At 70.6% G+C, this 17517-nt stretch carries 17 protein-coding genes and 1 tRNA gene; 14 read left to right on the top strand and 4 right to left on the bottom strand.

Annotated features, from left to right (window positions below; translation table 11 throughout):
- Nucleotides 1–31: 31 nt before the first annotated feature.
- Both IZR02_RS12505 and IZR02_RS12500 read right to left on the bottom strand, forming a co-directional pair.
- Nucleotides 32–973, bottom strand: a complete 942-nt coding sequence (locus IZR02_RS12505) for a metallophosphoesterase (protein ID WP_025104265.1) — start codon at nucleotides 971–973, stop codon at nucleotides 32–34.
- Nucleotides 964–3525: a transglycosylase domain-containing protein gene (locus tag IZR02_RS12500; RefSeq protein WP_025104266.1), complete on the bottom strand. Its 2562-nt coding sequence runs from the start codon at nucleotides 3523–3525 to the stop codon at nucleotides 964–966. The genes IZR02_RS12505 and IZR02_RS12500 overlap by 10 nt, the downstream gene beginning before the upstream one ends.
- A gap of 89 nt (nucleotides 3526–3614) precedes the next feature.
- Here IZR02_RS12500 and IZR02_RS12495 point away from each other — a divergent pair, with 89 nt between their 5' ends.
- Nucleotides 3615–3839, top strand: coding sequence for a hypothetical protein (locus IZR02_RS12495; RefSeq protein ID WP_025104267.1), 225 nt, complete (start codon nucleotides 3615–3617; stop codon nucleotides 3837–3839).
- Nucleotides 3836–4294, top strand: coding sequence for a RidA family protein (locus IZR02_RS12490; RefSeq protein WP_025104268.1), 459 nt, complete (start codon nucleotides 3836–3838; stop codon nucleotides 4292–4294). Before IZR02_RS12495 ends, IZR02_RS12490 begins: the two co-directional genes overlap by 4 nt.
- A 98-nt stretch (nucleotides 4295–4392) precedes the next feature.
- Here IZR02_RS12490 and acs read toward each other — a convergent pair whose 3' ends face one another.
- On the bottom strand, nucleotides 4393–6360 hold the full coding sequence (gene acs, locus IZR02_RS12485; RefSeq protein ID WP_025104269.1) for an acetate--CoA ligase: 1968 nt from the start codon (nucleotides 6358–6360) through the stop codon (nucleotides 4393–4395).
- Between the two features lie 400 nt (nucleotides 6361–6760).
- Between acs and IZR02_RS12480 the strand changes: the two genes are divergently transcribed.
- The 12 genes from IZR02_RS12480 (at nucleotide 6761) to IZR02_RS12425 (ending at nucleotide 17309) form a co-directional block, all read left to right on the top strand.
- Nucleotides 6761–7765, top strand: coding sequence for a TadA family conjugal transfer-associated ATPase (locus IZR02_RS12480; protein WP_025104270.1), 1005 nt, complete (start codon nucleotides 6761–6763; stop codon nucleotides 7763–7765).
- The gene (locus IZR02_RS12475; protein ID WP_025104271.1) at nucleotides 7759–8658 is read left to right on the top strand and encodes a type II secretion system F family protein; all 900 of its coding nucleotides are present in this window, start codon (nucleotides 7759–7761) and stop codon (nucleotides 8656–8658) included. The genes IZR02_RS12480 and IZR02_RS12475 overlap by 7 nt, the downstream gene beginning before the upstream one ends.
- A 37-nt stretch (nucleotides 8659–8695) precedes the next feature.
- Nucleotides 8696–8896 carry a DUF4244 domain-containing protein gene (locus IZR02_RS12470; protein ID WP_025104272.1) on the top strand — a complete coding sequence of 67 codons (201 nt, stop codon included), beginning with the start codon at nucleotides 8696–8698 and terminating at the stop codon, nucleotides 8894–8896.
- The gene (locus tag IZR02_RS12465; RefSeq protein WP_025104273.1) at nucleotides 8893–9273 is read left to right on the top strand and encodes a TadE family type IV pilus minor pilin; all 381 of its coding nucleotides are present in this window, start codon (nucleotides 8893–8895) and stop codon (nucleotides 9271–9273) included. Before IZR02_RS12470 ends, IZR02_RS12465 begins: the two co-directional genes overlap by 4 nt.
- Nucleotides 9273–9602 (top strand): Rv3654c family TadE-like protein, encoded by a 330-nt coding sequence (locus IZR02_RS12460; RefSeq protein WP_025104274.1) that lies wholly within the window; start codon nucleotides 9273–9275, stop codon nucleotides 9600–9602. Before IZR02_RS12465 ends, IZR02_RS12460 begins: the two co-directional genes overlap by 1 nt.
- Nucleotides 9603–9680: 78 nt before the next feature.
- The gene (topA, locus tag IZR02_RS12455; RefSeq protein WP_025104275.1) at nucleotides 9681–12557 is read left to right on the top strand and encodes a type I DNA topoisomerase; all 2877 of its coding nucleotides are present in this window, start codon (nucleotides 9681–9683) and stop codon (nucleotides 12555–12557) included.
- Nucleotides 12554–13183, top strand: a complete 630-nt coding sequence (gene tmk / locus IZR02_RS12450) for a dTMP kinase (protein ID WP_025104276.1) — start codon at nucleotides 12554–12556, stop codon at nucleotides 13181–13183. The genes topA and tmk overlap by 4 nt, the downstream gene beginning before the upstream one ends.
- An 87-nt stretch (nucleotides 13184–13270) precedes the next feature.
- The gene (locus IZR02_RS12445) at nucleotides 13271–14428 is read left to right on the top strand and encodes a DNA polymerase III subunit delta' (protein WP_025104277.1); all 1158 of its coding nucleotides are present in this window, start codon (nucleotides 13271–13273) and stop codon (nucleotides 14426–14428) included.
- Nucleotides 14425–15978: an alpha/beta hydrolase gene (locus IZR02_RS12440; RefSeq protein WP_025104278.1), complete on the top strand. Its 1554-nt coding sequence runs from the start codon at nucleotides 14425–14427 to the stop codon at nucleotides 15976–15978. Before IZR02_RS12445 ends, IZR02_RS12440 begins: the two co-directional genes overlap by 4 nt.
- Before the next feature lie 69 nt (nucleotides 15979–16047).
- Nucleotides 16048–16120, top strand: a tRNA-Thr gene (locus IZR02_RS12435).
- A 77-nt stretch (nucleotides 16121–16197) separates the two neighbouring features.
- On the top strand, nucleotides 16198–16779 hold the full coding sequence (locus IZR02_RS12430) for an isochorismatase family protein (RefSeq protein WP_025104279.1): 582 nt from the start codon (nucleotides 16198–16200) through the stop codon (nucleotides 16777–16779).
- Complete coding sequence (locus IZR02_RS12425) at nucleotides 16776–17309, top strand: DUF1697 domain-containing protein (RefSeq protein ID WP_025104280.1); 534 nt, start codon at nucleotides 16776–16778, stop codon at nucleotides 17307–17309. Before IZR02_RS12430 ends, IZR02_RS12425 begins: the two co-directional genes overlap by 4 nt.
- Here the strand turns inward: IZR02_RS12425 and IZR02_RS12420 are convergent.
- Nucleotides 17290–17508, bottom strand: coding sequence for a hypothetical protein (locus IZR02_RS12420; protein ID WP_025104281.1), 219 nt, complete (start codon nucleotides 17506–17508; stop codon nucleotides 17290–17292). The genes IZR02_RS12425 and IZR02_RS12420 overlap by 20 nt on opposite strands.
- Nucleotides 17509–17517 lie beyond the last annotated feature (9 nt).

Here is a 17517-nt window from a genome sequence, read left to right as displayed (position 1 = left end):
GCGCGGGGATCCGCGCCCGTGTTGGACGGGCTCAGGCGCGCGGGGTCAGGGTGAGCAGCGTCGCCTCGGGGCGGCACGCGAAGCGCACGGGGGCGTAGATCGAGTGTCCGCAGCCGGCGCTCACGTTCAGCGGCGCCGAACGCCCGTCGTGCGTCCAGGTGCTCAGCCCCTTGGCCTGCTTGAGGGGGATGTCGCAGTTGGCGACGAGCGCGCCATACCCGGGGAGGCACACCTGGCCCCCGTGCGTGTGTCCGCCGAGGATCGCGTCCGCGCCGAGGTCGACGAAGCCGTTGAGCACCCGCTGATAGGGGGCGTGCGTCACCCCCAGCACGGGAGCACCGTCCGGGCGGGTACCGAGGCCGGCCAGGGCGTCGGGGAGCAGGTCCAGACGATCCCAGTCGCGATGCGCGTCGTTCACGCCGAACAGGTAGACGGGCGCTCCGCGGACGGTCAGCCGTGCGGCGGCGTTGTTCAGATCGGCCCAGCCGAGCTCGTCTGTGAAGTAGTCGTCCATCGCGGCGGTGTCGAGCAGCGCCGGCTGTCGGATCTTCTGAGACGGGCCCGCGAAGTAGCGCAGCGGATTTCGCGGCGTGGGGACGTTGACGTCGTTCGACCCGTGCACGAACACACCGGGGATGCCGGCGAGGGAAGCGAAGGCGCGGCGGATTCCCTGCAGTCCGTCCTCGTGACCGAGGTTGTCGCCGGTGTTGACGATGAGGTCGGGCTGAAGCTCGGCGAGCGAGGCGAGCCAGTCCTGCTTCCGACGCTGCCAGGGCGCCATGTGCGCATCGGACAGGTGCAGGATGCGCAGCGGCTCCGCGCCGGCGGGAAGGGCCTCCGCCGTCACCTCCCGCACGGTGAACAGGTAGCGCTCGATCCCGATGCCCCACACCGCGGCGGCCGCACCGACGGCCCCCACCGCGCTGAGCGCGATGAGGGCCGGGTGTGCCGCGCGGGGCGCGCCTACTTGCACGTCACCCTGATCGGCGTGGACTTCGTGGCCGCGGTGTTCGCGGCCGGGTCCGTCGAGGTCACCTTGGCATCGTCCGCGTTGCACGATCCGGCGCGTTCGACCGACGTGAAGCCGGCCGCGATCAGCGCGGCGTTCGCGGCGGTCGGAGACTGGCCGGTAACGTCGGGGACGGTCGCTCCGTCGCCGTTGCTCGGCGAGATCGTGATGGTGGCGCCCGACGGAGCCTGACCACTGGGATCCTGCGCGACGACGATGTTGGTCGCCTTGTCGCTGTCGACGGGGTCGCCCACGGAGACGGTGAACCCGGCACGCTCGAGGGTGGCCGTCGCCTCCTCCACCGTCTGTCCGACCACATCGGGCACGTCCACCCGGATCTGCCGGATGAGGTTGCCGTCGGGCTGCGGGAAGGCGTCGCCGCCGTAGACCATGTTGGCCGCGTGCTGAGCCGCCCTCGCCAGCGGATAGCGCACCTCGTTGAGGAGGTGGCTGCCGGTCCAGACGTTGAAGACGTTGTCGTGGTTGCCGTTCGACCGGCCGGCCCAGACCGCGGTCGCGACCTTGGTGCTCGACTCGATCATCATCGTCGACCAGAGGTCGTGGGTACCGGTCTTGCCGATCAGCGGCGTGCCGTCGAACGGGTTGGCCCTGGCACCGGTGCCTCCGCCGGCCATGACGCCCTGGAGCGCGTAGGCGGCGGTCGCGGCGACCTCCGGGGCGAGCACGCCCTCGGTGCACGAGGCCTTGGGAAGCTCGCGCTCCTTGCCCTCCGCGTCGATCACCTTGTCGATCGCGCGCGGCGTGCAGTACGTGCCGCCGCTCGCGACGGTGGCGTACGCGTTGGCCATCGCGATGGGGGAGATGTTCTTCGGGCCGAGCACGTCGTACGGCACGTTCTCCTCGGTGACCTTGTTGCCGTTGGCCAGCGTGACGCCCATCTTGTCGGCGACCTTGTTGATGTCGCAGACGTCGAGCTTGGCCGCCATGGCGAAGTAGCCACTGTTGAGCGACTGGGCCGTGAAGGTCATCGGGGTGCCGGGGTAGCCGCGGCTGCGGCCGAAGTTGCCGATCTCCGCCGTGTTCGTCGCCTGCGGGCTGCCGCAGACGGGGATCCGCAGATTGGTCTGCACGGTGCCGTTCAGGTTCTCCCGGACGGAGTGCCCCTTCTCGAGCCAGTCGATGAGGGTGAACAGCTTGTACGTCGATCCCACCTGGAAGCCGCCGGACTTGCCGTACTTCTGGTCACCGGCGAACACGAGGGAGGAGTACGCCTGATCGGTGGTCGGCGTCTCCGAGAACATCGTGTTCTGGGTGATCGAGAGGATGCGACCGGTGCCGACCTCGATGGAGACACCCGCGGCGCCGAAGTACTTGTTGTCGAAGTTGGCCGGGACGACGTTGGCCATCTCCTCGGCGGCCGGGTCCTGCACCCGGAAGTCGAGCGACGTGTAGATCTTCAGGCCACCGCGGCGGAGCAGATCCCGACGGTCCTGGATGTCCTCGCCGAAGGCCTCGTCGTTCTCGATGATCGACTTCACGTACTGGCAGAAGTAGGCGTTGCGCCCGGCCGCCGCACAGCCCTGGACGGGAACGGTGATCGCCGGCTCGATCGCCGAGGCCATCGCCTCGTCGTACTGGGCCTGGGTGATCTTCTTGTCGGCGAGCATGCGCCCGAGGACGTAGTCACGACGGTCCTTGGCGTCCTTGTAGCCGTCCTCCGCGGAGTTGTGGGCGACGCCGTCCTTGGTCGTGTACGTGCCCTCCGGCTTGTCGATCCGGTAGGTGTTCGGGTTCTGCACGATGCCGGCGAGGGTCGCGGCCTGGGCGACGCTGAGCTTGCTGGCGGACGTGGAGAAGTAGTAGCGCGACGCGGCCTCGATGCCGTAGACCGTGCCGCCGAAGTTCGCGATGTTCAGGTAGCCGAGGAGGATCTCGTTCTTCGAGTAGTCCTTCTCGATCTGGATGGCGTAGCGCATCTCCTGGAGCTTGCGCTCGATGCCGTCGACGCCCGACGCGTTGGTGGCGTCCTGCCAGCACTGCTGCAGCTCGTCCGCATAGGTCTCGGAGGCGGTGCTGACGTTCTGCTCGCACTGCTGGATGCGGACGTTCTTCACGAACTGCTGGCTGATGGTCGAGGCGCCACGGCTCGAGGTGCCGCGCACGTTGTCGACGAGGGCCTTCACCGTCGCGCCGAGGTTGACCCCGCCGTGGGTGTAGAAGTTCTTGTCCTCACTCGAGAGGATCGCGTCGTAGAGGACCGGCGAGACTTCCTCGTACTTCACCGGGACGCGGTTCTGCTCGTAGAACGACGCCAGCACGACCGGCTTGCCCTCGGGGTTCGTGGCGTAGATGGTCGACTGCTCCATGGGAGTGTCGACCTTCAGCACCTCGGGCAGCTCATCGAAGATGGTCAGCGCCGTGGTGCCGGCGACGCCGGTCATCGCGAGGACGGGGGTGACGCTGGCGGTGACCAGCAGACCGGCGATGGCGCTCAGTCCGACGAGCCCGACGAGACCGCCGAGCACGCCCTTCACCGTGCGGTTCTTTTGGGGCATACGCTTGATCGTAGGGGAGTTCCCTGAATACCGGCTTTGACGAGCGCGGCCCGGTCTGCCCTGGACGCGCCCTGATCGACAGGAGTGCCATGACCACGTGGGAGTACCTCACCACGCCGCTGCTGATCCACAACACCGCGGCCATCCTCAACAACTGGGGCAAGCAGGGCTGGGAGCTCGTCCAGGTGGTGCAGGGCCCCGAAGGCGGTCTGGTCGCCTACTTCAAGCGCCCCGTGACCACGGACGGCTCGACCAACGCCGGTCTCGCCGCCGCCGCCGAGGCCTCGCGCCAGTTCGAGGGAGGCCAGGCATGAGCATCGCCGCCCGCCTCTCCGAGCTCGGCATCGAGCTGCCCGCCGTCGCCGCTCCGGTCGCCGCCTACGTGCCGGCCGTCGTGCACGGCGGCCTCGTCTACACGTCGGGCCAGCTCCCGTTCGTCGACGGCGCCCTCCCCGCGACCGGCAAGGTCGGCGCGGAGGTGTCCGCCGAGGACGCGAAGGCGTACGCGCGGACGTGCGCTCTGAACGCGCTGGCCGCCGCGGCCGACGTCGCGGGCGGCGTGGACCGCATCGCGGGCGTCGTCCGGGTCGGCGGGTTCGTCGGCTCGGCGGAGGGCTTCACCGGACAGCCCGGCGTCATCAACGGCGCGAGTGAGGTGCTCGGCGAGATCTTCGGCGAGGAGGGCCGGCACGCGCGTGCCGCCGTCGGCGTCGCCGAGCTCCCGCTCGGCAGCCCCGTCGAGGTCGAGGTCACGTTCCGCCTCGCATAGTTCCCGCGCCCGGCACGCCGAGACCCCGGGCACACGTCGAGACCCCCTGCTGCAGACGTCTGCAACAGGGGGTCTCGACGTGAACCCGGGGTCTCGCGTTACTTGACCTGGGCGGAGATGATGCTCATCACGGCGGTGTCCGCGAGCGTCGTCGTGTCGCCGACCTCGCGACCCTCTGCCACGTCGCGGAGCAGGCGCCGCATGATCTTCCCGGAGCGGGTCTTCGGCAGCTCGCCGACGATGTAGACGTCACGCGGACGGGCGATCGCGCCGATCTGCTCGCCGACCCAGAGCCGCAGCTGCTGGGCGAGTCCCGCCGGATCGTGCGCGGAGAGGTAGCTCTCCTTGATGATCACGAACGCCACGACCGCCTGACCCGTGGTCTCGTCCGAGGCGCCGACGACGGCGGCCTCCGCGGTGGCCTCGTGCGCGACGAGGGAGGACTCGATCTCCGCGGTCGACAGGCGGTGACCCGAGACGTTCATCACGTCGTCGACGCGTCCGAGCAGCCAGAGGTCGCCGTCCTCGTCGAGCCGTGCGCCATCGCCGGCGAAGTAGTAGCCCTGCTTCTCGAACTTCTCCCAGTAGGTCTCGCGGAAGCGCTCCGGGTCGCCCCAGATGCCGCGCAGCATGCTCGGCCACGGTTCGGTGATGACGAGGAGCCCGCCGTTGCCGTTGCCGACCTCGACGCCCTGCTCGTCCACCACGTCGATCGAGATGCCGGGCAGCGGCACCTGGGCGGAGCCGGGCTTCGTCGCGGTGATGCCGGGGAGCGCCGACACCATGATCGCGCCGGTCTCGGTCTGCCACCACGTGTCGACGATCGGGGTCGTGCCGGCGCCGATGACCTCGCGGTACCACATCCAGGCCTCGGGGTTGATGGGCTCGCCCACTGAGCCGAGCACGCGCAGCGAGGACAGGTCGAACTTCTGCGGGACGCTGCGACCGATCTTCATGAACGAGCGGATCGCGGTCGGGGCCGTGTAGAAGATCGAGACCTTGTACTTCTCGATGAGCTCCCACCAGCGGCCGGGGTGCGGGGTGTCGGGCGTGCCTTCGTAGAGCACCTGGGTCGCGCCGTTCGCGAGCGGACCATAGGTGACGTAGCTGTGTCCGGTGATCCAGCCGATGTCGGCGGTGCACCAGTAGACGTCGGTCTCCGGCTTCAGGTCGAAGACGTTCTTGTGCGAGTACGCCGCCTGGGTGAGGTAGCCGCCGGAGGTGTGCAGGATGCCCTTCGGCTTCCCCGTCGTGCCCGAGGTGTACAGGATGAAGAGGGGGTTCTCGGCGGGGAACGCCTGCGCCGTGTGGTCGGCCGAGGCCGCGGGGACGACGTCGTGCCACCAGAGGTCGCGGCCTTCCGTCCACTCCACCTCGTTCTCGCCGCGCTTGACCACGAGCACGTGCTCGACGGTCTGCTGCTCGCCCTCGCCGCGGTCGGCCAGCGCCTGGTCCACCGCCGGCTTCAGCGCGGAGACGCGGCCCTTGCGGTACCCGCCGTCCGCGGTGATGACGAGCTTGGCGCCGGCGTCGTCGATCCGGGAGCGCAGGCTGTCCGCGCTGAACCCGCCGAAGACGACCGAGTGGATGGCGCCCACGCGCGCCACGGCGAGCATCGCGGCGATCGCCTCGGGGATCATCGGCAGATAGATCGCGACGCGGTCGCCCTGCCCGATGCCGAGACCCTCGAGCACGTTCGCGACGCGCTTGACCTCGTCCGTCAGCTCGGCGTAGGTGATGCGGCGGCTGTCGCCGGGCTCGCCCTCCCAGAAGAGCGCCACGCGGTCTCCGTTGCCGGCCTCGACGTGCCGGTCGAGGCAGTTGTAGGCCACGTTGAGCTCGCCGTCGTCGAACCACTTGGCGAAGGGCGGGTTGCTCCAGTCGAGGACCTGGGTGAAGGGCTTGTGCCAGTGCACGAGCTCGCGCGACTGATCGGCCCAGAAGCCCTCGCGATCCGCGGCGGCGCGCTCGTAGAGCTCTTTCGAGGCGACGGATTGGGCGGCGAACTCCTCCGACGGCGCGAAGCGCCGGGTCTCGTCGAGAAGGTGATCGATCTGACTGCTCATCGGCAGGCGCTCCTTTGCGGCGTTCGGGTCGTGCAGGCATGGCCGCAGGGGGAGTGCGACCAGGTCAGGGTGAATCTATCCCCGGCCCCCACCGTCGAATACTGCCGAAAGTCAGTAGTCGGGTGGGTTTTGTCAGGACGGTCGCCTTGCGTACACTCGACGACAGCCGAAATCTCATTCCGGCCTTGGCGTGCCCGATTCCCCCGATCGAGAGCCGCCGTGGGCGGCACCTCATTCCCCCCGTGAGGTGCCGCCCTTTCTCATGGGAGCGCTCCCGATTCGCGCTCGCTTCGCGATCGGCTCCTCCACTGCGGGAGACGGCGCCGGCTTGTGCACACGCGCCGCGGGAGCCCGGGCACCGCGCGGTCCAGGTGGGCGGCCTGCGGCCTACCGTCGCCGTATGCCTGACCGATTCGTCATCCAGCCGCGCTCGTCCGAGACGCGCGCGACGCCACGCTCGCCGCAGGAGGCTCTCCGGGGTGAGCCGGCTTTCGCCCCGCTCGCGCCGTTCATCGACGACGAGGTCACGGACGTGTTCCTGAACGGCGCGGACGCGCTGTTCGTGGACAGGGGGAGGGGCGCGGTACGTGTGCCGGAGTGGCGGGCGACGGAGCGGGAGGTCCGGGAGCTCGCCGTGGCGCTCGTCGCGATCGGCGGGCGACACCTCGACGATCAGACGCCGTGCGTCGACGTCCGCCTCGGGTCCGGGGTCCGGGTGCACGCCGCGCTGGCTCCGGTGTCGGCGCGAGGCACAGCCCTGTCGATCCGCGTCCCTCGCGTGCATGCCGCCGACCTCGATGCGCTCGCGGCGCGCGGAGCGTTCGATCCGCGCCAGCGGCGATGGCTCGGCGCGCTGGTCCGCGACCGGGCGAACCTCCTCCTCACCGGGGGCACGGGCTCCGGCAAGACGACGCTGCTGTCGGCCCTGCTGTCGGAGGTCCCGCCCGAGGAGCGCATTGTCACCATCGAAGACGTCGCGGAGCTGCGGCCCCGGCATCCGCACCATGTCGCTCTGGAGGCCCGGCAGGCCAACCTCGAAGGCGCCGGTGAGATCGATCTGGCGCGGCTGGTGCGGGAGTCCCTGCGCATGCGGCCCGACCGCCTCGTGGTGGGCGAATGCCGAGGAGTGGAGGTGCGGGAGCTGCTCACCGCGCTCAACACCGGGCACGACGGCGGCGCCGGCACTCTGCACGCCAGCGGTCTGGCCGACGTCCCCGCGCGGTTGGAGGCCCTGGGAGCGCTCGCCGGCATGGACGCGGTAGCGCTCGCGCGTCAGGCGGTGAGTGCCTTCACCATCGTGTTGCACCTGGAGCGGGCTCGGGATGGCATCCGACGCATCGCGAAGGCCGGCCGTCTCGCGCTCGCGGGCGACCGCCTGACGATCGAGGAGGTCGAGCCGTGGTGACGCGCCGGGCGGCGCGTCCGGCGTCGGATCCCGGTCCGCACGTCGCGGATTCCGTCCAGACGCTCGCCGTGCTCCTGCAGGCCGGGGCGATCCCCCTCGTCGCCTGGCGGCACCTCGCGGGCACGGGGGACCCCGCCGCGACGGCGGTGCTCGAACGAACGCGCGAGGGCATGCCGCTGGTGTCCGCGATCGAGGCGCAGGGTGGCATGTGGACGGAGCTGGCGGCGGCGTGGGAGGTCGCCACGACGGTGGGGGCACCGCTGGCCGACGTGCTCCGCACCATCGCCGAGGCGCTGCGCGATGCCGCGTCGGCGGCCGACGATGTCCGAGTGGCTCTCGCCGAGCCTGCGGGGACGGCGCGACTGCTGCTGTGGATGCCGCTGGCCGGTCTGCTGCTCGGCGTCGCGCTGGGATTCGACACCCTGGGCGCGATCATCGGCAACCCCCTCGGGGGTGTGTGCGTCGTCGCGGGGCTGCTGCTGGTCGCGGCCGCTCGGCTCTGGACAGGGCGGCTGCTGCGCCAAGCACGCCCAGCGCCGGGCACGCCGGGCATGGCCGCGGAACTCGTCGCGGTGGCGCTCGCCGGCGGCGCACCGATCGACCGCGCCGTCGCGCTCGTCACCGAGACCGGCGTCGTCGACCCCGCCGAACGCGACCGCGTCGGCCAGGTGCTCGAGCTCTCCCGCGCGGCCGGCGTCCCCGCCGTTGAGCTGCTGCGCGCGGCGGCGGCGCAGGACCGGCATCGCGCCAGGGTGCACGGGCGTCTCCGCGCCGCGCGTCTCTCCACGCGCCTGCTGCTTCCGCTCGGCGTCTGCACGCTGCCGGCGTTCCTCCTGCTCGGTGTGGCGCCCCTCCTGCTCAGTGTGCTCGCCTCCACGCCGCTGCCGACCTGACCCTTCCGTGATCACCGACAAAGAAAGAGGTACGAAGATGAACGACACACTCCCCACCCTGGACCGGCGCCGCGCCAGGGCGCTCTTCGGAGACGACACCGGCGCGGCGACCGCCGAATACGCCATCACCACCATGGCCGCGGTCGCCTTCGCCGGTCTGCTCGTGGCGATCATGCGCTCGGACGAGGTGCGGGGCATCCTCACCGGTCTCGTCCGTCGAGCCCTGACCGTGTCATGACGCACGGCGGACACGACGCTCGCGCGACCGCGGCCCCGGCATGGTGGCGGGGCGACCGCGGTGCCGTCGCGGCGGAGCTCGCCCTGGCGCTGCCCGCCATCGTGCTGGTGCTGCTGCTGGGGGCGGGCGCTCTCCTGGCGGCGTCGCGGCAGGTCGCGCTGCAGGATGCTGCCGCCGACGCCGCCCGACTGCTCGGTCGTGGTGAGGACGCGGCGGCGGCTGCCCGGGTCATCCACGAGGCGATCCCGGGCGCCGGTACCGCGTTCGCCCCTGCCGGCGATCTCGTGTGCGCCACGGCGACGCTCCGGGTGTCGCTCGGAGCGGTCATCAGCGTCCCGCTGCGCGCCTCGAGCTGTGCCCTGGACGGGGGCCGCTGATGGCGGGGTCGGCGCTCGCGGCCGCGCTCCTCGTGGTGAGCGCCACGCTGTCCGTCGGTCTCGCGGCGGTGGGCGGTGCGGCGGTCACGGCACAGCGTGCGGCGGGCGCGGCCGACGCCGCCGCGCTCGCCGCCGCCGATGCCGCGAGCGGCGCGGTGCCGACGGCGGACGAGCCCTGTGCGTTGGCCGCCAGGGTCGCCGCGGCGAGCGGGGCGGCCCTGACGAGCTGTTCGCTGGAAGGGTATGTGGCGACCGTGTCGGTGGAGGCGGCGTACGCTGGACTCGCTGCCGTCTCCCGCGCTCGTGCCGGGCCACCCGAGGAACCATGACGGCGGCTCTACCCCTCGCCCGCTGTGAACGACCCCTGATAGCGGTGTGTATGGTGTGCTTCGAAGAAAGGACGCCCCTTGGCTGAAGGCAAGAAGCTCGTCATCGTCGAGTCCCCGACGAAGATGCGGTCTATTCAGGGATACCTCGGCGACGGTTACGAGGTGCTCAGCTCCGTCGGCCACATCCGCGATCTCGCCGACAAGAAGGACATCCCGGCCGAGGACAAGAAGGCGTACGGCAAGTACTCCATCGACATCGACAACGGCTTCGACCCTTACTACGTGGTGTCGGACCGCAAGACCAAGACGGTCGCCGAGCTCAAGCGCGCGCTCAAGCACGCGGATGAGGTCCTGCTCGCCACTGATGAGGACCGCGAGGGCGAGGCCATCGCCTGGCACCTGCTGGAGACGCTCAAGCCCAAGGTGCCGGTCAAGCGCATGGTCTTCCACGAGATCACCAAGGACGCGATCCAGGCCGCTGTCGGCAACACCCGTGAACTCGACCACGCCCTCGTCGATGCGCAGGAGACCCGCCGCATCCTCGACCGCCTCTACGGGTGGGACGTCTCGCCCGTGCTCTGGTACAAGGTCAAGACCGGGATCTCGGCCGGCCGCGTGCAGTCCGCCGCGACCCGCCTGATCGTCGACCGCGAGCGCGAGCGCATGGCCTTCGTCTCCGCGGAGTACTGGGACGTCGACGCCGACGCGGCCGCGACCGGCACGTCCTTCCGCATCCGCCTGGTGCGCGTGGACGGCGGCCAGCTCGCCCGCGGCTCCGACTTCGACGACACCGGGAAGCTCAAGAAGGCGGTCGTGGTCCTCGACGAGGCGAAGGCGGCGGCCCTTGCGCGCGCCGTCGACGCCGCCGGGGCGGGAACCGTCACCAAGGTCGAGGCCAAGCCGGGAACCCGCAGCCCCTACGCGCCCTTCACGACCTCCACCATGCAGCAGGAGGCGGGCCGCAAGCTCTCGATGAGCGCGAAGCAGGCGATGAGCGTCGCCCAGCGCCTCTACGAGAAGGGGTACATCACCTATATGCGTACCGACTCCACGGCGCTGAGCACCCAGGCGGTGCAGGCGGCCCGGAGTCAGGCCGTGGCTCTCTACGGCGACAACGCGGTGCCGCTCAAGCCGCGCGTCTACAAGTCGAAGAGCAAGAACGCCCAGGAGGCGCACGAGGCGATCCGCCCGTCGGGGGAGAACTTCCGCACGCCGTCCTCGCTGTCCGGCGAGCTCGACCGCGAGGAGCAGCGGCTGTACGACCTGATCTGGAAGCGCACCGTCGCGAGCCAGATGTCGGACGCCAAGTACGAGACGACGACCGTCACCATCGCGGTCGAGGCGGACGGCCAGACGGCGGAGTTCACCGCCTCCGGCACGGTCTACACGTTCAAGGGCTTCCTCGAGGCGTACGAGGAGGGCCGCGACGAGAAGCGCAGCGACGCCGACGCCGCGGAGAACCAGTCCCTGCCCGCGGTCTCCGTCGGCGACGAGCTGGCCGTGTCCGCCGCGGAGGCGAAGGGTCACCGCACCACGCCGAAGCCGCGCTACACCGAGGCCTCGCTGGTGAAGGTGCTCGAGGAGAAGGGCATCGGTCGTCCCTCGACCTTCGCCACGATCCCGGAGACCATCCTCGATCGCGGGTACGCGGTCAAGCGCGGCCAGGCCCTTGTGCCGACGTGGCTCGCGTTCAGCGTGGTGCGTCTGCTCGAGGAGCACTTCGCCGAGCTCGTCGACTACGACTTCACTGCAGCGCTCGAGGACGACCTCGACACCATCGCCCGCGGCGAGCAGAACCGTGTCGAGTGGCTGAAGTCGTTCTACTTCGGCTCCGACTCGCACGTGGGTCTGCGCCAGGTCGTCGACAACCTCGGCGAGATCGACGCCCGCGCGCTGAATTCGACGCGGATCACCGACACCGCGACGCTGCGCTTCGGCAAGTACGGCCCCTACCTCGAGGTGACGGACCCGAAGGATCCGGAGGCCAAGCCGCGGATCGTCAACGTCCCCGAAGATCTCGCGCCCGACGAGCTCACGGCGGAGAAGGCCCAGGAGCTCATCGACGCGCCGGTCGCCGGCGACCGTGTCCTCGGGGTGAACCCGGAGAACGGCAAGGTCGTCGTCGTCAAGGACGGACGCTTCGGCCCCTACGTGCAGGAGAACGATCCGGTCTCCGACGACGCCGTCGTCGATGAGGCCACCGGCGAGGTCGTCGACCTTCGACAGGCTCAGGCACCCAGCGCGAAGGGGAAGCGCGGCGCGAAGAAGGAAGCGGCGCCCAAGCCCCGCACCGCCTCGCTGTTCCGCTCGATGTCCGTCGAGACGATCGACCTCGACACCGCGCTGCAGCTGCTGAGCCTGCCGCGCGTGGTCGGCGTCGACCCGGAGTCGGGCGACGAGATCACCGCGCAGAACGGCCGCTTCGGTCCCTACCTGAAGAAGGGTGCCGACTCCCGGTCGCTGGAGAGCGAGTCGCAGATCTTCGACGTCACGCTGGAACAGGCGCTGGAGATCTACCAGCAGCCCAAGTACGGCGCCCGCCGGGCGTCGAGCGCGCTGGCGGAGTTCGACGCCGACCCGGTGAGCGGCAAGCCCATCCGTGTACGCGACGGCCGCTTCGGCCCGTACGTCACCGACGGTGAGACGAACGTCACCATCCCGCGCGGACAGACCCCGGACGACATCACGTTCGAGATCGCCGTGCAGATGCTCGCGGACAAGCGCGCCAAGGGTCCGTCGCCCAAGCGGGGAGCGGCGAAGAAGGCTCCGGCCAAGAAGGCACCGGCCAAGAAGGCTCCGGCGAAGAAGACGCCGGCGAAGGCGTCCACGGCGAAGAAGTCCACGGCGGCGAAGACGTCGACCACGTCGGCAGCTCGCTCGGCGGCGGCCAAGAAGGCAGCGGCGACCCGGGCCGCGAACGCGGCGGCGAAGGCGGCAGAGAAGGCGGACTCGTGACCGCAGGCCCCGGCCTCTGGATCACGCTGGAGGGCGGGGACGGCTCCGGGAAGACGACCCAGTCGAACCTCCTCGCCACGTGGCTCGAGCAGAGCGGTCGGACGGTCGTGCGCACCCGGGAGCCGGGCGGCTCCGAGGTCGGGCAGCTCATCCGAGACATCGTGCTCCACCACCGCGGTGACATCGCGCCGCGCGCGGAGGCGCTGCTCTACGCCGCCGACCGCGCGCACCACGTCGCGACGGTGGTGCGCCCCGCGCTCGCTCGCGGCGAGATCGTGCTGCAGGACCGCTATCTCGACTCCTCGGTGGCGTATCAGGGCGCCGGACGCGTCCTGGACGCCACGGAGATCCGCGACCTCTCACTGTGGGCTGCGGAGGGTGCTCTTCCGGATCTCACCGTGCTCCTCGATCTTGATCCGGCCACCGCGCGCACGCGCCTCGATTCGGCCGACAAGCCGTTCGACCGGCTGGAGGCCGAGAAGGAGGCCTTCCACGCCCGTGTGCGCGACGCCTACCTCGAACTGGCCCGTGCGGAGCCCGCCCGGTTCCTCGTGATCGACGCCGCGGCGTCGCCCGAGCGCATCGCCGATCGCATCCGCGCCCGCGTCTCGGCGCTCTTCGACTGATCCTCCACAGAGAGGGCTTCGTCCGACGGGACGCACGGCCCGTCAGCGGGTGGTGGGAGCGTCGGCGGTCCCGATTAGGCTGAGTGCATGCCCTCGACCCTCGCCCCGCCGTTTCCCTGGGCCGATGTCTGGGGGCAGGAGGCCGCCGTCGAGACGTTGCGCGCCGCCTCGGCCGATCCGGCCGCGCTCTCGCACGCCTGGTTGATCACGGGCCCTCCGGGATCAGGACGCTCGACGCTCGCCTATGCCTTCGCCGCAGCGCTCATCGCCGAGGGGCCCGACGACGAGGCCACGATGCGCCAGGTCCTCGCCGGCACCCACCCCGATGTGACGGCGCTGCGCACCGACAAGGTGATCATCACCATCGCCGAAGCACGGGCCCTCGTCGAGCGCTCCTACTTCGCCCCGTCCGCCGGTCGCTACCGGGTCATCGTCGTCGAAGACGCCGACCGGATGGTCGAGCGCACGTCCAACGTGCTGCTCAAGGCGCTGGAGGAGCCGCCGGAGCAGACCGTATGGATCCTCTGCGCGCCGAGTGAGGCCGACCTCCTCCCGACCATCCGGTCACGCGTGCGGTCGCTCCGACTCCGCGAACCCGACGTGGCGGACGTGTCCCGCCTCATCAGCCTTCGCACGGGGGTGGACGAGGCCGTCGCCGAGCAGGCCGCCCGACACGCGCAGCGCCACATCGGCATGGCCCAGCGACTCGCCACCGACGACGCCGCCCGGCGACGCCGCGACGAGACGCTCCGCGCCGTGATGGGCGTGCGTGGGGTCAACGACGCGGTCGAGGTCGCGGGGCGCATCATCCAGGCGGCGACGGAAGACGCCAAGGCACTTACGGCCGAGCGGGATGCGGCGGAACGCGCCGCGCTCCTGCGCACCGTCGGGGTCGCCGAGGGGCAGGCCGTGCCTCCGGCGCTGCGGGCCCAGGTGTCCGCGCTGGAGGACGAACAGAAGAAGCGGGCGACGCGGAGTCTGCGGGACGGCATCGACCGCGTCCTCACGGATCTGCAGTCGCTCTTCCGCGATGTCGTGATGCTGCAGTACGGCCGCGGTGACGATCTCATCAATCGCGAGCTGCACGCCGAGCTGGCCGCCCTCGCCGCCGCCTGGAGCGTCGAGCGTACGCTCGTCGTGCTCGACCACCTGGCCGAGACCCGTGAGGCGCTGGAGCGCAACGTCGCCCCGCTGCTCGCACTCGAGAGTTTGCTCGTGACCGTCACGAGCGGGAGGAAACCGTGAAGACTCGATCCCTGCCCCGCCTCCGTCGCTCCGCGGCGCTCATCGCCGGTCTGGCCGCCGCCTCGGTCGTGCTCTCCGGGTGCCTCTACGCCATGATCCCGGAGCAGTCCTCGAAGCCGGCCGTGGAGAAGGCCCCGGACACCGAGGGTGTCGCGGAAGATCTGCTTCCCTTCTACTCCCAGGGGCTGGACTGGACCGAGTGCGGTCCGGGCTTCGACTGCACGACCGTCACCGCGCCGCTCGACTGGGAAGACCCGGGAGCGGGAGAGATCGAGCTCGCCGTCGTGCGGCATCGGGCCGAGGGCGAGGCGATCGGCTCGCTGCTCACGAACCCCGGTGGCCCCGGTTCCAGCGGCGTCGACCTCATCCAGGGAAGCCTCGACTACGCGGTGGGTCCGGCGCTCATCGAGAACTACGACGTCATCGGCTTCGACCCGCGCGGGGTCGGCGCCTCCACCGCCGTCACCTGCTACGACGCGAAGGAGATGGACGAGTACCTCTACGGCATCCCTTCGGCGCCGCGGGGCACCCCGGAGTGGGAGACCGAGCTGCTCGATTCCGCCCGCGGCTTCGGAGAGGCGTGCGACGCCAACAGCGGGGGCATCCTCCCGTACATCACGACCGTGAACGCCGCCCGCGACATGGACCTCCTCCGCGCCGTCCTGGGCGACAAGGAGCTCAACTACCTCGGGTACTCTTACGGCACGTTCCTCGGGGCGACCTACGCCAAGCTCTACCCGGAGAAGGCCGGGCGGCTCGTGCTCGACGGGGCGATCGATCCCTCCGTCCCCGGCCTCGAGGTCGGCGCCACGCAGGCGCTGGGCTTCGAGTCGGCCCTGCGGGCCTACATGCAGAACTGCCTCGACTCCGGCTCTTGCCCCTTCAGCGGGACGGTCGACGAGGCGATGGCCGATCTCGGCGCCCTGCTCGCGAGCGCGGACCGCGCGCCGTTGAAGAACGGCGACGGCCGGCTCATGGGCGCCGACGCCCTGATGACGGCGATCATCGCGGCGCTGTACTCGGAGGACAGCTGGGAGATCCTCACCCAGGCCCTGGACGAGGCGCTGCAGGGCGACCCGTCGACGGCCTTCCGCCTCGCCGACTTCTACAACGGCCGGGAGAACGGCACCTACATCGACAACTCGACCGAGGCCTTCCGCGCGTACAACTGCATGGACTACCCGGTCGAGGACGACCCTGCGGCCGAGGCGGCCACGGAGAAGAAGATCGCGGAGGGGGCGCCGACCATCGCTCCGTACTGGTCGGGACCCGACCCGTGCGAGGTGTGGCCGTATCCGCCCACCGGCACCCGCGAGAAGATCACGGCGGAAGGTGCGGGTCCCATCGTCGTCGTCGGTACGACCAACGATCCCGCGACCCCGTACGAGTGGTCGGAGTCGCTCGCCGACCAGCTCTCCGAGGGCGTCCTCATCACCCGCGTGGGTGAGGGCCACACCGGCTACAACAAGGGCAACGTCTGCGTCGACGAGGCGGTGGAGGCGTTCCTCCTCGAAGACGTGGTGCCGGAAGACGGCCTGCGCTGCGAGTGAGAGAGCCTCGATTCGCGAGCGAGCGCGAGACAGGGTAATATCGGTGATCGCGCCGCTCACGCGTCGCACGCCGCTTTAGCTCAGTCGGCAGAGCATTTCACTCGTAATGAAAAGGTCGTCAGTTCGATTCTGACAAGCGGCTCAGGAAAACCCCCGGAACCCTCGTGGTCCGGGGGTTTCCTCGTTCCCGGGCCCGGCCGCGGGGCGTACGCTCGGAGCATGAGCAGAGCGCTTCTCATCGTCGACGTGCAGAACGACTTCACCGAGGGCGGCGCCCTCGCGGTTGCGGGCGGTGACGCGGTGGCCGCCGCCGTCTCCGCCTACCTCGCGTCCCACGCCGACGACTACGAGGTCGTCGTGGCCTCCCGGGACTGGCACGATCCCGACGGCGACAACGGCGGCCACTTCTCCACGACCCCGGACTACACCGACTCCTGGCCCGTGCACTGCGTCGCTGGCACGGCCGGAGCCGACTACGACCCGCTGCTCGTGACCGACGGTGTCACCCATCACGTGCGCAAGGGACAGGGCCGTCCGGCCTACTCGATGTTCGAGGGGGTGACCGACGACGGGGCGACGGTCGCCGCGGTGCTGAGCGCGGCCGGCGTCGTGACGGCCGACGTCGTCGGCATCGCCACGGACCACTGCGTCCGTGCCTCCGCACTCGATGCGATCGCCCACGGCGTCCACGTCCGCGTCCTCGCCGACCTGGTCGCCGGAGTGGCGCCCGAACCCAGTGCCGCGGCCCTCGCCGAGCTCGCGCATGCCGGTGCCGAGCTCCTCGAGAGCTCGGAGGCGTGAGCCGCAGCGTCCTCCTCCTCCGCGCGGTCAACGTCAGCGGACGCAGCAGTGTGCCGATGGTGCGGTTGCGGGAGGTGCTCGCCGCCGCGACCGACCTGGAGGACGTCTCCACCTACATCGCGAGCGGCAACATCCTCTGCGCGACGCCGCGGGAACCCGCGGCTGCCTGCGCGTCGGTCCGTGCGCTCATCGCGGCGGAGTTCGGCGTCGACACTCCGGTGATCCACCGCACGCACACCGAGCTCGCCGAGTCTGAAGCGGCCCAGCCCTTCCCGGAGGGGGAGCTGAAGCTCGTGCACGCGATGTTCCTCGAGGGCGCTCCCGCCGCGGGCGCCCTCGAGGCGCTGCACGAGCGCCTCGTCCCGGGGGAGCGTCTCGCCCTGGTCGGACACGATCTGTGGATCGACTACGCCCCCGGCGGGGTGCACACGACGAAGCTCACGAAGGCCGTGCTGGACCGGGCGCTCGGGGTTCCCGGTACGGCGCGCAACCTCCGCACCGTGCGGAAGCTCATCGCGCTGACGGCGTGACCACGGCCCGGCTCAGCGCGGTCGGCGGCATCGGGGTATGCGTGGCGAGGTCGACCCGGCGCGAGTCGCAGCCCGCGCACCGGACGTAGACGACGACGCCCTCGCTGGTGGGGTGACGCGACTCCACGAGCCAGGCGTGCTCGTGGATGTCGTCGGCGGAGGCGAGCCGGGGGATCGGGAGGGTGTCGGAGGAGGTCATGGGACCAGC

Origin of the sequence: Microbacterium paraoxydans, from assembly GCF_019056515.1 — a bacterium.
Lineage (GTDB): Bacteria > Actinomycetota > Actinomycetes > Actinomycetales > Microbacteriaceae > Microbacterium.
This window is presented reverse-complemented; position numbering and strand designations above follow the sequence as displayed.